8 protein-coding genes are annotated in these 13,884 nt (G+C 65.4%); 6 read left to right on the top strand and 2 right to left on the bottom strand.

The features are described from left to right. Window positions 1-40: 40 nt before the first annotated feature. Window positions 41-607 carry a CDP-diacylglycerol--glycerol-3-phosphate 3-phosphatidyltransferase gene (gene pgsA, locus D5041_RS18570; RefSeq protein WP_029554390.1) on the bottom strand — a complete coding sequence of 189 codons (567 nt, stop codon included), beginning with the start codon at window positions 605-607 and terminating at the stop codon, window positions 41-43. A gap of 174 nt (window positions 608-781) precedes the next feature. On the opposite strand from pgsA, the gene dapC reads away from it, so the two are divergent. Genes dapC through D5041_RS18540 form a run of 6 tightly spaced genes read left to right on the top strand, consistent with a single transcriptional unit; the run spans window position 782 to window position 8,181 of the window. After that, on the top strand, window positions 782-2,008 hold the full coding sequence (dapC, locus tag D5041_RS18565) for a succinyldiaminopimelate transaminase (protein WP_010100126.1): 1,227 nt from the start codon (window positions 782-784) through the stop codon (window positions 2,006-2,008). Between the two features lie 7 nt (window positions 2,009-2,015). Further along, on the top strand, window positions 2,016-2,861 hold the full coding sequence (gene dapD / locus D5041_RS18560; RefSeq protein WP_010100127.1) for a 2,3,4,5-tetrahydropyridine-2,6-dicarboxylate N-succinyltransferase: 846 nt from the start codon (window positions 2,016-2,018) through the stop codon (window positions 2,859-2,861). Between the two features lie 38 nt (window positions 2,862-2,899). Then, a complete protein-coding gene (locus tag D5041_RS18555; protein WP_010100129.1) occupies window positions 2,900-4,060 on the top strand; it encodes a PilT/PilU family type 4a pilus ATPase in 1,161 nt (386 codons plus the stop codon). Between the two features lie 34 nt (window positions 4,061-4,094). Next, a complete protein-coding gene (gene dapE / locus D5041_RS18550; protein ID WP_265285446.1) occupies window positions 4,095-5,270 on the top strand; it encodes a succinyl-diaminopimelate desuccinylase in 1,176 nt (391 codons plus the stop codon). Further along, window positions 5,267-6,187 carry a 50S ribosomal protein L3 N(5)-glutamine methyltransferase gene (gene prmB, locus D5041_RS18545; protein ID WP_265285445.1) on the top strand — a complete coding sequence of 307 codons (921 nt, stop codon included), beginning with the start codon at window positions 5,267-5,269 and terminating at the stop codon, window positions 6,185-6,187. The genes dapE and prmB overlap by 4 nt, the downstream gene beginning before the upstream one ends. Continuing rightward, window positions 6,184-8,181, top strand: coding sequence for an ABC-F family ATP-binding cassette domain-containing protein (locus D5041_RS18540; protein ID WP_265258981.1), 1,998 nt, complete (start codon window positions 6,184-6,186; stop codon window positions 8,179-8,181). Before prmB ends, D5041_RS18540 begins: the two co-directional genes overlap by 4 nt. Before the next feature lie 64 nt (window positions 8,182-8,245). Here the strand turns inward: D5041_RS18540 and D5041_RS18525 are convergent, their stop codons facing one another. Next, a complete protein-coding gene (locus tag D5041_RS18525; protein WP_321162179.1) occupies window positions 8,246-13,690 on the bottom strand; it encodes a calcium-binding protein in 5,445 nt (1,814 codons plus the stop codon). Between the last annotated feature and the right edge of the window lie 194 nt (window positions 13,691-13,884).

Raw genomic sequence — 13,884 nt, 5'->3', positions numbered from 1 at the left:
GCTCTTGAAAAGGGGGCCGATCCGGTTGCGGGTGCCTCTTCTACCGCACACGCGCCCGGATTTCGGGCAGTGCCTTTTGCAGGTAGTACACCATGGACCAGACCGTCAGCACCGCCGACACCCAGATCAGCCAAGTGCCCCACAGGCCGGTGTCGATCACGCCGAGCAGGCGCCCGTCGTACAGCAGGAAGGGGATGGCCAGCATCTGCACCACGGTCTTGATCTTGCCGACCAGGTGCACGGCCACGCTCTTGCTGGCGCCGATCTGCGCCATCCATTCGCGCAGCGCGGAGATCGCGATCTCGCGCCCGATGATGATGAGCGCGACGAACACGTCGGCGCGCTGCAACTGCACCAGCACCAGAAGCGACGCGCAGACGAGGAATTTGTCGGCCACCGGATCCAGAAAGGCGCCGAAGGACGAGGTCTGGTTCAGCCTGCGGGCCAGGTAGCCGTCGAGCCAGTCGGTGGCGGCGAACAGCACGAACAGCACGGTGGCAATCAGGTTGCGCATCGCCGGGTTCAGCGGCATATAGAACACCCCCACGATCAAAGGTATCGCGACGATGCGCGCCCAAGTCATCAGGGTGGGGATAGTCCAGAACATGGCGGCGATTGTGTCACGCTGGCGCGCGGCCCCGGCGGGCGGCTTGCGGCGCGGAACGGGGCCCTTTGCCGCGTCCAGCCTGGATGGGTTTTGCCCCCGGCGCGCGCCGGAGGGCGGCAAGAAATGCAAGTTTGGCGTCAGAAAATTCGCGCGGGTCGGGCTTAACATCCTGGCATGAATCCCTTGCTCTCCCATCTTCATCCCTACCCGTTCGAGCGGTTGCGACAGCTTTTCTCCGGGGTGGATCTTCCCACGGCCTACCGCCCCATCAGCCTGGGAATGGGCGAGCCGCGCCACCCGGCACCGCCGTTCATCGCGGACGCGCTGAACCGCAGCGTGGGCGGCCTGGCCCAGTACCCGGCGACCACCGGCGCGCCGCCGCTGCGCGCCGCGTTCAGCGCCTGGCTGAAGCTGCGCTACGCGCTGACGCTGGACCCCGCAACCCAGGTGCTCCCCGTGAATGGCTCGCGCGAGGCGCTGTTCGCGTTTGCCCAGACCGTCGTCGATGCGTCGCGCGACAGGCCGGTCGTCGTCTGCCCGAATCCGTTCTATCAAATCTATGAAGGCGCCGCGCTGCTCGCCGGGGCCACGCCCCATTACGCGCCCTGCGATCCGGCGCGCAACTTTGCCGTGGACTGGGATGCGGTGCCCGACAGCGTGTGGCAGCGCACGCAGCTGCTGTACGTGTGTTCGCCCGGCAACCCCACGGGCGCCGTCATGCCCCTGGACGAGTGGCGCAAGCTGTTTGCGCTGAGCGAGCGCTATGGCTTCGTCATTGCTTCGGACGAGTGCTATAGCGAGATCTACTTTCGCGACACGCCGCCCCTGGGCGGCCTGCAGGCGGCGGCCCAGCTCGGCCGGGGCGACTTCAGGAACTTGCTGACCTTCACCAGCCTGTCCAAGCGCAGCAACGTGCCCGGCCTGCGCAGCGGCTTCGTCGCCGGCGATGCGGCGCTGATCAGGGCTTTCCTGCTCTACCGCACCTACCACGGCAGCGCCATGAGTCCGCTCGTGCAGGCGGCGAGCATCGCGGCCTGGGGCGACGAGCAGCACGTGCAGGAAAACCGCGCGCGCTACCGCGAGAAGTTCTCCCGGGTCACGCCGATGCTGGCCGCCGTGATGCAGGTGGCCCTGCCGGACGCGGGCTTCTACCTGTGGGCCAAGGTTCCGGACGCGCTGGGAATGGACGACGCCGAGTTCGCGCGGGCCTTGCTGGCCCAATACAATGTGACCGTACTCCCGGGCAGCTACTTGGCCCGGGAGGCCGAGGGCGGCAACCCCGGTGCCCAGCGCGTGCGCATGGCCCTGGTCGCCGAAACCGATGAATGCGTGGAAGCCGCGTCGCGCATCGTGCAATTCATCGAATCCCGGACCCCATCGCCCACTGCCCGCAGCGCCTGACAACAACATGACCGAACGCACGACCGACGAATTGCAAAGCATCATCGACAAGGCCTGGGAGACCCGCAGCAGCCTGTCCCCGCGCGCCGCGCCAGGGGAAACGCTGGACGCCGTGGAGCAGGTCATCGACGCACTCGACCGGGGCACGCTGCGCGTGGCCACGCGCGAGGGCGTGGGCCGCTGGACGGTGCACCAGTGGATCAAGAAGGCGGTGCTGCTGTCGTTTCGCATCAAGGACAACGCAGTCCAGCGGGCCGGCCACCTGGGTTTCTACGACAAGGTGCAGACGAAGTTCGCCCACCTGAACGAGGAACAGATGCAGGCCACCGGCATTCGCGTGGTCCCGCCGGCGGTCGCCCGCCGCGGCAGCTTCATCGCCCGGGGCGCGATCCTGATGCCGTCGTACGTGAACATCGGCGCGTACGTGGGCGAGGGCGCGATGATCGACACCTGGGCCACCGTGGGGTCATGCGCGCAGATCGGCGCGAACGTGCATTTGTCCGGCGGCGTGGGAATCGGCGGCGTGCTCGAGCCGCTGCAGGCCGGCCCGACCATCATCGAGGACAACTGCTTCATCGGCGCCCGCTCCGAAGTGGTCGAGGGCGTGATCGTGGAGCACGACAGCGTGCTCGGCATGGGCGTGTACCTCGGCCAGAGCACGCCCATCTTCGACCGCTCCAGCGGCGTGATCAGCTATGGCCGCATTCCGTCGGGGTCGGTCGTGATCAGCGGCAACCTGCCCAAGACCGCAGCGAATGGCGCGGCCTACAGCATGTACGCGGCGATCATCGTCAAGCGCGTGGACGCGCAGACCCGCTCCAAGACCAGCATCAACGATCTGTTGCGCGACTGAGCGGCGGCGCACACGCGCGCATCGGGGGGAGGAACACCATGGGAACGATGAATCGGATTTTGCGCCTGATGAGCGAAAAAAAAGCGTCCGACCTCTTCCTGTCGGCGCATGCCCCGGCGCTGCTCAAGATCCATGGCGTGTGCGTGCCGATCAACGAGCAGATCCTGCCGCCCGAGGCGCCGCGCAACCTGCTCTCCGAAGTGCTCCCCCCGGATCGCATCGAGGAACTCGAGGAAATCGGCGAGCTCAACATGGGCCTGCTCTTGAGCGGTGTGGGGCGGTTTCGCATCAGCGCCATGCGCCAGTGCGGCAGCTACGCGGTGGTGATCCGCTTCATCGCGCAGGAGATTCCGGCGTTCGACACGCTGGGCCTGCCGCCCGTGCTGCGCGAACTGATCATGGGAAAGCGCGGCCTGATCCTGGTGGTGGGCGCCACGGGTTCGGGCAAGAGCACCACGCTGGCGTCGATGATCGATTACCGCAACGAGCGGGTCACGGGCCATATCCTCACCATCGAGGACCCCGTGGAATACCATTTCCGGAACAAGAAGTCGATCGTCAACCAGCGCGAGGTCGGCGTGGACACCCAGTCCTTGCAGACGGCGCTCAGGAACGGACTGCGCCAGGCGCCCGACGTGATCCTGATCGGCGAAATCCGCGACCGCGAAACCATGAGCGCGGCCATCTCCTATGCCCAGTCGGGCCACCTGTGCCTGAGCACCTTGCACGGCAGCAACAGCTACCACGCGCTCAACCGCATCCTGTCGTTTTATCCCGTCGAGGTGCGCCCCAGCATGCTCGGCGATCTGGCTTCGGCGCTGCGGGCCGTCGTGTCCCAGCGGCTGGTGCGCGCGCTCGACGGCGGCCGCGTGCCGGCGGTGGAGGTCCTGCGCAACACCGACCTGGTCTCCGACCTGATCGGAAAAGGCGACTTTTTCGGCGTCAAGGATGCCATGGAGAAGTCCCTCACCGAAGGCTCGCAGAGCTTTGAGCAAGCGCTCGCGCGGCTCGTCGTGGACGCAAAAATCGACCGCAGCGAGGGCCTGGCGCACGCCGATTCGCCGAGCAACCTCATGTGGCGCCTGCAAAACGATTTTGCCCAGGGCGCCAAGGCCGCCCAGACCCAGGCGCCGAAAGATACGGTCGAAAAGCCTTCGTTCACCGAGATCGTGCTGGACGTCGTTCGGCCCGCAGCGTGAATCCTGAAACCCTTCCCACTCTTCATTCCCCCCGATGTCACGCACCCTGCAACTGGCTGAACAACTCATTTCCCGCCCCTCCATCACCCCGCAGGACGCCGGCTGCCTGGACCTGCTCGCCGAGCGGCTCGTGCCGCTGGGCTTTGTCTGCGAGCGCCTGGACAGCGGCCCGGCGCACGCGCGCGTGAGCAATCTGTGGGCAAAACACCCTGCTGCGCGCGCCGATCGGGCCGGCGGTGCGCGCAAGACCCTGGTTTTCGCGGGCCACACCGACGTGGTCCCGACCGGTCCGCTGGACCAATGGAGCAGCGACCCCTTCGCTCCGACGCAGCGCGACGGCAAGCTCTACGGTCGCGGCGCGAGTGACATGAAGACCTCGATCGCGGCCTTTGTCGTGGCGCTCGAGGAGTTCCTGGCGGCCACGCCCGAGCCCGCGATCGGACTGTGCTTGCTGCTCACCAGCGACGAGGAAGGCCCCAGCGTGGACGGCACCCGGGCGGTCGTCGAGCAGCTCGCGGCGCGCGCCGAAACGCTCGACTACTGCATCGTCGGCGAGCCCACCGGCCTTGAGCAGACCGGCGACATGGTGAAGAACGGCCGGCGCGGAACGCTCAGTGGCCGGCTCAGCGTGCGCGGCATCCAGGGGCATATTGCGTACCCGCAACTCGCGCGCAACCCCATCCACCAGGCGCTGCCCGCCTTGACGGAACTGGCCGCGACGGTCTGGGACCAGGGCAATGCGTTCTTTCAGCCCACCAGCTGGCAGATCAGCAACATGCATGGCGGCACCGGCGCGACGAACGTGATCCCCGGCGAAGTGGTCGTGGATTTCAACTTCCGCTTTTCCACGGAATCCACGGCCGAGGGACTGCAACAGCGCGTGCACGCGCTGCTGGAGCGCCATGGCCTGACGTACGAGCTGCGCTGGACCTTGGGCGGCGAGCCCTTTCTGACCCCGCCGGGCGAGTTGCTGGCCGCCGTCGGGCAGGCCATCACCGCGGAGACCGGGCTGAGCACCGAGCTCTCCACCACCGGGGGAACGAGCGACGGCCGCTTCATTGCCCGGATATGCCCGCAGGTGATCGAGCTCGGCCCGCCGAATGCGAGCATCCACAAGATCGACGAGCACGTGCGGCTGGCGGACATCGAACCGCTCAAGAACATCTACCGCCGCACCCTGGAGAACCTGCACGCACGGGCCCTGGCATGAGCGACTGCGCTGCCGCGCCGCAGCAGACACTCGCGGGATCCACCGTGGGCGCCCTGGTCGCGTCGGGCGCGCAGTGGCTGGCCGCGTCCGGCGTCTCCTTCGGTCACGGCACGACGAATGCGTACGACGAGGCCGCATGGCTCGTTCTCTGGCGCCTGGGCCTGCCGCTGGACAGCGACCTGTCGGACGCCGCCCTGGGTCAGCAGCCGGTGGTGCAGGCGCAGCGGGAACAGGTCGCGGCGCTGTTTGCCGAACGCATCCGCACCCGCAAGCCCGCCGCGTACCTGACGCGCGAGGCCTGGCTCCAGGGCCTTGCGTTCTACGTTGACGAGCGCGCCATCGTGCCGCGCAGCCTCATCGCCGAACTGCTGGCCGACGGCAGCGTGGACGATTTCCTGGGCGCGCACACCCGCCGCGTGCTCGACCTGTGCACCGGCAACGGCAGCCTGGCGGTGCTCGCCGCAATCGCCTGGCCCGAGGTGGCGGTCACGGGCGCGGACATCTCACCCGACGCGCTCGCCGTGGCGCGCATCAACGTCGAGCGGCACGGCCTGCAAGAGCGCGTCGCACTGCAATGCGCGGACGGCCTGCGCGCGCTGCCCGGCCCGTGGGACTTGATCCTGTGCAACCCGCCCTACGTGAACGCGGCCGCAATGGCGGCCCTGCCCGCGGAATACCGCGCCGAGCCCGCGCTCGCGCTCGCGGGAGGCGCCGACGGAATGGACTTCATCCGCCAACTGCTCGCGCACGCCCCGGCGTGCATGGGCGAGGACGCGCTGCTCATCCTGGAAATCGGCAACGGGCGCGCCGCCTTTGAGGCGGCGTTCGCGCGGCTGCCCGTGCACTGGCTGGACACCAGCGCAGGCCCGGACCAGGTGCTGCTGATCACGCGCCAGGGCCTGGCGTTCGCCGAATGATCGTCCTCAAAAACCTCAGCCTGCGCCGGGGCAGCAAGCTGCTGCTCGACCAGGTCTCGGTCACCATCAACGCGGGCGAGCACGTTGCCCTGGTGGGGCGCAACGGCGCGGGCAAATCCTCGCTCCTGGCCCTGCTCAACCGCACACTGCATGAGGACGCGGGCGAATACCTCGTCCCCGCGCAGTGGCGCATGGCGCAGGTGGCGCAGGACATGCCCGAAACCCCCGAGTCCGCCACGGCGTTCGTGCTCCAGGGGGACAGCCGCCTGACCGGCTTGCGCGCGGCGCTCGCAAGGGCCGAGGACGGCGGCGACGGAATGGCCATCGCGCAGGCGCATTCCGACCTGGCCGACGCCGGCGCGCACGACGCCACGGCGCGCGCGCAGGCGCTGATCCTCGGGCTCGGGTTCCGGGTGGCGGAACTCGAGCAGCCCGTGAACAGCTTCTCGGGCGGCTGGCGCATGCGCCTGCAACTGGCGCGTGCGCTGATCTGCCCCTGCGACCTGCTGCTGCTCGACGAACCCACGAACCACCTGGACCTGGACGCGCTGGTGTGGCTCGAATCCTGGCTCGCGCGCTACGCGGGAACGCTGATCACCATCAGCCACGACCGCGAGTTCCTCGACGCCGTCGCCGACGTCACGCTGCACATCGAAAACGCCCGGATCACCCGCTACGGCGGGAACTACAGCCGCTTCGAAGCGCTGCGCGCCCAGCAGATGGAATTGCAGCAGGCGAGCTACGCGAAACAGCAGGACCGGGTCGCGCAGCTGCAAAAATTCATCACCCGCTTCAAGGCCAAGGCGAGCAAGGCCAAGCAGGCGCAAAGCCGCGTCAAGGCCCTGGAGCGCATGGAGAAAATCGCGCCCGTGCTGGCCGACGCCGAATTCGGCTTCGACTTCAAGGAGCCGGCGCAGCTGCCCAACCCGATGCTGAGCATCACGGACGCAGCGTTTGGCTACGCGGGCGCGGGCGTGGACGGGAGCGCGCACACCATCTTGCGCCACGTCGGGCGCTCGGTGCTGGCCGGCCAGCGCATCGGCATCCTGGGCGCCAATGGGCAGGGAAAATCCACGCTGGTCAAGACCATTGCCCGCCAGATGAAGGTGCTCGCGGGCCGCATCACCGAAGGCCGGGGCCTGCGCATCGGCTACTTCGCCCAGCAGGAACTGGACCTGCTGCGCCCGGCCGACAACCCGCTCGAACACATGCTGCGGCTGGCCCGGGACATGGAGGCCGACGGCCGGGAATCCGGCCGCGAACAGGAACTGCGCAACCACCTGGGCAGCTTCAATTTTTCCGGCGACATGGCCCGGCAGGCCGTGGGCAGCATGAGCGGCGGAGAAAAGGCCCGCCTGGTGCTGGCCATGATCGTCTGGCAACGGCCCAACCTGCTGCTGCTCGACGAGCCCACGAACCACCTGGACCTGGTCACGCGCGAGGCGCTGTCCATGGCGCTCAACGGCTTCGAAGGCACGCTGCTGCTCGTCAGCCACGACCGCGCACTGCTGCGCGCCGTGTGCGACGAGTTCTGGCTCGTGGGGCGCGGCGCGGTGGCGCCGTTCGACGGCGATCTGGACGACTACCAGCGCTATCTGCTCGACGAGGCGAAACGCCTGCGCGAACCGGCAGCGCGGTCCGCGCGCACGGCGGATTCCGCCGAAGCGCCTGCGGTCCCCGCTCCGACCTCCGCGCCCATTGCCGCCCTGCGCGACGGCCGGGAACAGCGCAGACTCGACGCCCTGGCCCGCCAGCAGCACGCCGAAAAGACCCGGCCGCTGAAAACAGAAATCGGACAAATCGACGCGCGCCTGGTGGCCCTGTTCACCGAGCGCAGCGCGCTGGAACAAAGGCTCGCCCAAGAAGCCCTGCCTGCCGCCGAAATCGCCGAATGCGGCCGGCGCCTGAAGGCCGTCGCCGACGAGACCGCCCGGCTGGAGGAACGCTGGCTGGAAATCTCCTGCGCACTGGAAGCGCTCTTGGCGGCGGCCTGAATAGGGCGGCACCCACCCGCCCGCGCCCGCCCGGTAGCCACAAGGCCTGCGCAGGCAGGGCCCATCAGTTCCAGCCCGCAGCCAACACCGGAGCCAGAGCCGTCTGGTAATCGGCCGCCAGCGTGGTCTGCCCTGCGGGCGGCGGCGCGAAGCCCGCCATCGCAGACACCAGGGCATTCACCTGGCTGTCCAGCAGGACATTGCCGTTCGAGGTCTGGAAGCGCTCGATATGGTAGGCGTCGCCCGCATACCAGTTGTTGATCAGGCTCTTGTCCGAGGTGCCGATGATGCTCACCTCCAGGTCCGTACCCACGCGGCGCAACCACAGCTGATTGGTGCTCACGCCTGCGCCAATGGACAGGCAATCGGTATTGCCTGCGGTGCTGTCGTAGTCGGTGATGCTGTCCGCACCAGAGCCCCGGCCAAAGACATAGGTGTCGTTGCCATTGCCGCCGTTCAGGGTGTCGTTGCCTGCGCCGCCGTCGAGCCTGTCGGCTCCGTTCTCGCCGTAGAGGGTGTCGTTGTCCGCACCGCCATCGAGCGTGTCGTTGCCATCGCGTCCGTAGATCGTGTCGGCTCCGGCCTGGCCGGTGATGGTGTCGTCCGCAGTGGTGCCGACGATGTTGTCGGCCGCTGCCGTGCCCGCGAAAACCTTGCTCTTGATTCCGTTGATGTCCCAGGTCGTGCCATTGGCGAACCGGACCTGCTGGATCGGGTTCCAGTTGTTGGTCGGGTCGTCGTTGTAGAAGAAGTCGCTGATGCTCACCTTGTCGGTGGTGCCCGCGATGGACAGCACTAAGTATGAGTTGGAGCGCGTAGCCACGATCTCCGAGGGCGCCACCCCCGCCTTGAACTGCAGCACATTGAGCTTGTCTGCTGCGCGGTCGTAGTCCGGACCGATGGTGTCTTGACCATCGCCCTTGCCGAACAAATAGGTGTCGTTGCCTGCACCACCGCCGAGCACGTCGTTGCCTGCTCCACCGTCGAGTGTGTCCGCTCCGTTCTCGCCGGAGAGGATGTCGTTGTCCGCACCGCCATAGAGCGTGTCGTTGCCGTCTCGCCCGTCGATCGTGTCGACTCCCGCTTGGCCGCTGATGGTGTCGTCCGCAGCGGTGCCGACGATGTAGTCGGCCGCTGCCGTGCCGACGATATTGTTGGTCGCTGCCGTGCCCTTGGGGACCTTGCTTTTGAGCGCATTGATGTCCCAGGTGGTGCCATTGGCGAACCGGACCTGCTGGATCGGGTTGTAGGCGTTGGCCGGGTCGTCGTTGTAGAAGAAGTCGACGATGGTCACCTTGTCAGCAGTGCCCGCGATGGATAGCACCAAGTACGAGTCGGAGCGCGTAGCCACGACCTCCGAGGGTGCCACCCCCGCCTTGAACTGCAGCACATTGAGCTTGTCTGCTGCGTGGTCGTAGTCCGCACCGATGGTGTCTTGACCATCACCCTTGCCGAACAAATAGGTGTCGTTGCCTGCACCACCGTCGAGCACGTCATCGCCTGCTTCACCGTTGAGTGTGTCCGCTCCGCGCTCGCCGCAGAGGATGTCGTTGTCCGCACCGCCATAGAGCGTGTCGTTGCCGTCTCGCCCGTAGATCGTGTCGGCTCCCGCTTGGCCGCTGATGGTGTCGTCCGCAGCGGTGCCGACGATGCGGTCGGCTGCTGCCGTGCCGACGATATTGTTGGTCGCTGTCGTGCTCCCGGGGACCTTGCTTTTGAGCGCGTTGATGTCCCAGGTGGTGCCATTGGCGAACCGGACCTGCTGGATCGGGTTGTAGGCGTTGGCCGGGTTGTCGTTGTAGAAGAAGTCGACGATGCTCACTTTGTCGGTGGTGCCCGCGATGGACAGCACCAGGTACGAGCCGGAGCGCGTAGCTACGATCTCCGAGGGTGTCACACCCGCCTTGAACTGCAGCACGTTGAGCTTGTCTGCTGCGCGGTCGTAGTCCGAACCGATGGTGTCCTGCCCGTCGCCCTTGCCAAACAGATAGGTGTCGTTGCCTGCACCACCGCTAAGCACGTCGTCGCCTGCTCCACCGTCGAGCGTATCGGTTCCGTTTTGGCCGCTGAGGAGGTCGTTGTCCGCACCGCCATAGAGCGTGTCGTTGCCGTCTTGCCCGTAGATCGTGTCGGCTCCTGCTTGGCCGCTGATGGTGTCGTCCGCAGCGGTGCCGACGATGCGGTCGGCTGCTGCCGTGCCGACGATATTGTTGGTCGCTGCCGTGCCTCCGGGGACCTTGCTTTTGAGCGCGTTGATGTCCCAGGTGGTGCCATTGGCGAACCGGACCTGCTGGATCGGGTTGTAGGCGTTGGCCGGATCATCGGTGTAGAAGAAGTAGCCGATGGTCACCTTGTCAGCAGTGCCCGCGATGGACAGCACCAAGTCTGAGCCGGAGCGCGCAACCACGATCTCCGAGGGCACCACCCCCGCCTTGAACTGCAGCACGTTGAGCTTGCCTGCTGCCCGGTCGTAGTCCAAGCTGATGGTGTCCTGCCCGTCGCCCTTGCCAAACAGATAGGTGTCGTTGCCCGCATCGCCGCTGAGCACGTCGTTGCCTGCGCCACCATTGAGCGTGTCGGCTCCGTTCCCGCCGTACAGGTGGTCGTTGTCCGCACCGCCATCGAGTGTGTCGTTGCCGTCACGTCCGTAGATCGTGTCGGCTCCGGCCTGGCCGGTGATGGTGTCGTCTGCAACGGTACCGAAGATGTAATCGGCCGCGGCAGTGCCCGCAAAGACCTTGCTCTTGAGCGTGTTGATGTTCCAGGTCGTGCCATCGGCGAACCGGACCTGCTGGATCGGGTTCCAGTTGTTGGTCGGGTCGTCGTTGTAGAAGAAGTCACTGAGGGTCACTTTGTCAGCAGTACCCGAAATGGACAGCACCAAGTTCGAGCCAGAGCGCGTAGCCATGATCTCCGAGGGTGCCACACCCGCTTGGAACTGCAGCACATTGAGCTTGTCTGCTGCGCGGTCGTAGGTCGATCTGATGGTGTCTTGACCATCACCCTTGCCAAACAGATAGGTGTCGTTGCCTGCACCGCCGCTGAGCACATCGTCGCCTGCGCCACCGTCGAGTGTGTCCGCTCCATTCTCGCCGTAGAGGATGTCGTTGTCCGCACCGCCATTGAGCGTATCGTTGCCGTTTCGCCCGTAGATCGTATCGGCTCCAGCCTGACCGCTGATGGTGTCGTCTGCAGTGGTACCGACGATGTTGTCGGCCGCTACTGTGCCCGCGAAAACCTTGCTCTTGATTCCGTTGATGTCCCAGGTCGTGCCATCGGCGAACCTGACCTGCTGGATCGGGTTGTAGTCGTTGGTCGGGTTATCGTTGTCGAAGAAGAGGCTGATGGTTACTTTGTCGGTGGTGCCCGCAATAGACAGCACCAAGTACGAGCCGGAGCGCGTAGCCACGATCTCCGAGGGCGTCACACCCGCCTTGAACTGCAGCACATTGAGTTTGCTTGCTACGCGGTCGTAGTCCAATTTGATGGTGTCTTGACCATCGCCCTTGCCAAACAGATAGGTGTCGTTGCCGGCACCCCCGCTGAGCACGTCGTTGTCCGCACCGCCATCGAGCGTGTCGTTGCCGTCTCGCCCGTCGATCGTGTCGGCTCCGGCTTGGCCAGTGATGGTGTCGTCTGCGGTGGTACCGACGATGTTGTCGGCCGATGCCGTGCCCGCAAAGGCCTTGCTCTTGAGCGTGTTGATGTCCCAGGTCGTGCCGTCGGCGAACCGAACCTGCTGGATCGGGTTGTAGTCGTTGGCCGGGTTATCGTTGTCGAAGAAGTGGTTGATGGTCACTTTGTCTGCGGCGCTCGCGATGGACAGCACCAAGTTCGAGCCGGAGCGCATAGCCATGACCTCCGAGGGCGCCACACCCGCTTTGAACTGCAGCACATTGAGCTGGTCTGCTGCGTGGTCGTAGGTCGATCTGATGGTGTCTTGACCATCACCCTTGCCAAACAGATAGGTGTCGTTGCCTGTTCCGCCGCTGAGCACGTCGTCGCCTGCGCCACCGTCGAGTGTGTCCGCTCCGTTCTCGCCGTAGAGGATGTCGTTGTCCGCGCCGCCATCGAGCATGTCGTTGCCGTCACGCCCGTAGATTGCGTCGGCTCCGGCCTGGCCGGTGATGGTGTCGTCCGCAATGGTGCCCGCGATGTTGTCGGCGGCTGCCGTGCCCGCAAAGACCTTGCTCTTGAGCGTGTTGATGTCCCAGGTCGTGCCATCGGCGAACCGGATCTGCTGGATCGGGTTGTAATCGTTGGTCGGATCATCGCCGTAGAAGAAGTAGCCAATGGTCACCTTGTCAGCAGTGCCCGCGATGGACAGCACCAAGTTTGAGTCGGAGCGCGCAACCACGATCTCCGAGGGCGCCACGCCCGCCTTGAACTGCAGCACATTGAACTTGCCCGCTGCCTGGTCGTAGTCCAAGCCGATGGTGTCCTGCCCATCGCCCTTGCCGAACAAATAGGTGTCGTTGCCCGCATCGCCGCGGAGCACATCGTTGCCTGCGCCACCATTGAGCGTGTCGGTTCCGTTCCCGCCGTAAAGGCTGTCGTTGTCCGCACCGCCATCGAGTGTGTCGTTGCCGTCACGCCCGTAGATCGTGTCGGCTCCGGCTTGGCCGCTGATGCTGTCGTCTGCAGTGGTTCCGACGATGTTGTCGGCCGCTGCCGTGCCTGCAAAGACTTGGCTCTTGATCCCGTTGATATCCCAGGTCGTGCCATCGGCGAACCGGATTTGCTGGATCGGGTTGTAGTTGTTGGCCGGGTCGTCGCTGTAGAAGAAATTGCTGATGCTCACCTCGTCTGCGGTGCCCGCAATGGACAGCACCAAGTACGAGCCGGAGCGCGTCGCCACGATCTCCGAAGGTGCGACACCCGCTTTGAACTGCAGCACATTGAGTTTGTCTGCTGCCCGGTCGGAGTCCAAACTGATGGTGTCCTGCCCGTCGCCCTTGCCAAACAGATAGGTGTCGTTGCCATAGTCGCCATGCAGGGTGTCGTTGCCTGCACCGCCATCGAGCGTGTCGGCGCCAGCATCCCCCTGGATCCAATCGTTACCATCACCGCCTTCCAGGTGATCATCTCCAGCACCGCCAGACAAAGAGTCGTTGCCTGCACCGCCCAGAACGATATCGTCACCCTTTCCACCGTCTACTGTATCGTCACCTGCTTTGCCAATCAAAATATCGTTGCCATCGAAACCACGGATATTGTCATCCCCTGCACTAGCAACAATCAAATCCGGCCGTGAGGTGCCGGCGAGCCGGTGTTCGCTGGACGCAGCGAAACGGACTGTCCAACTGCTCAGTTCCTTGCTAAATGCGCCCAGATCGGTGGTGGTATTGAGTTGGGTGGTGAGAAATTCGGTGGCGTTCCAACCGAGCTTCGCGAGGCGGGTTTCTCCGGCAGCGCTCAGAAACTCGACCAGATCAATGATTCCGTCACGTGGACTGGATGCGATGGCTTGCCCGAATGCATTCTCCACGGGCTGAAAATCAAGTGCCATTCGGCCATCAGTCACTGCGATATCCAACTTGTCAAAATAACTACCAAGTCGGGTCCGCAACAAGAGGGACTCATAAATATCCGTCTTGAACCGATCATAGGCCAAAGCAACACAGGCGATCTGCTCAGCGGTTAGTGCTACTGTGAGATGGCCTGAACTGGCAACCAATGGCGTGAACCGGGCTTGCCCGTTGG

It is taken from the genome of Verminephrobacter aporrectodeae subsp. tuberculatae, from assembly GCF_026127385.1.
Taxonomy (GTDB): domain Bacteria; phylum Pseudomonadota; class Gammaproteobacteria; order Burkholderiales; family Burkholderiaceae_C; genus Acidovorax; species Acidovorax aporrectodeae.
This window is presented reverse-complemented; position numbering and strand designations above follow the sequence as displayed.

What these genes read in the sequence shown, in the direction of transcription:
- pgsA (WP_029554390.1), bottom strand. Translation starts at nt 607, where the DNA reads ATGTTCTGGACTATCCCCACCCTGATGACTTGGGCGCGCATCGTCGCG.
- dapC (WP_010100126.1), top strand. Translation starts at nt 782, where the DNA reads ATGAATCCCTTGCTCTCCCATCTTCATCCCTACCCGTTCGAGCGGTTG.
- dapD (WP_010100127.1), top strand. Translation starts at nt 2,016, where the DNA reads ATGACCGAACGCACGACCGACGAATTGCAAAGCATCATCGACAAGGCC.
- D5041_RS18555 (WP_010100129.1), top strand. Translation starts at nt 2,900, where the DNA reads ATGGGAACGATGAATCGGATTTTGCGCCTGATGAGCGAAAAAAAAGCG.
- dapE (WP_265285446.1), top strand. Translation starts at nt 4,095, where the DNA reads ATGTCACGCACCCTGCAACTGGCTGAACAACTCATTTCCCGCCCCTCC.
- prmB (WP_265285445.1), top strand. Translation starts at nt 5,267, where the DNA reads ATGAGCGACTGCGCTGCCGCGCCGCAGCAGACACTCGCGGGATCCACC.
- D5041_RS18540 (WP_265258981.1), top strand. Translation starts at nt 6,184, where the DNA reads ATGATCGTCCTCAAAAACCTCAGCCTGCGCCGGGGCAGCAAGCTGCTG.
- D5041_RS18525 (WP_321162179.1), bottom strand. Translation starts at nt 13,690, where the DNA reads ATGGCACTTGATTTTCAGCCCGTGGAGAATGCATTCGGGCAAGCCATC.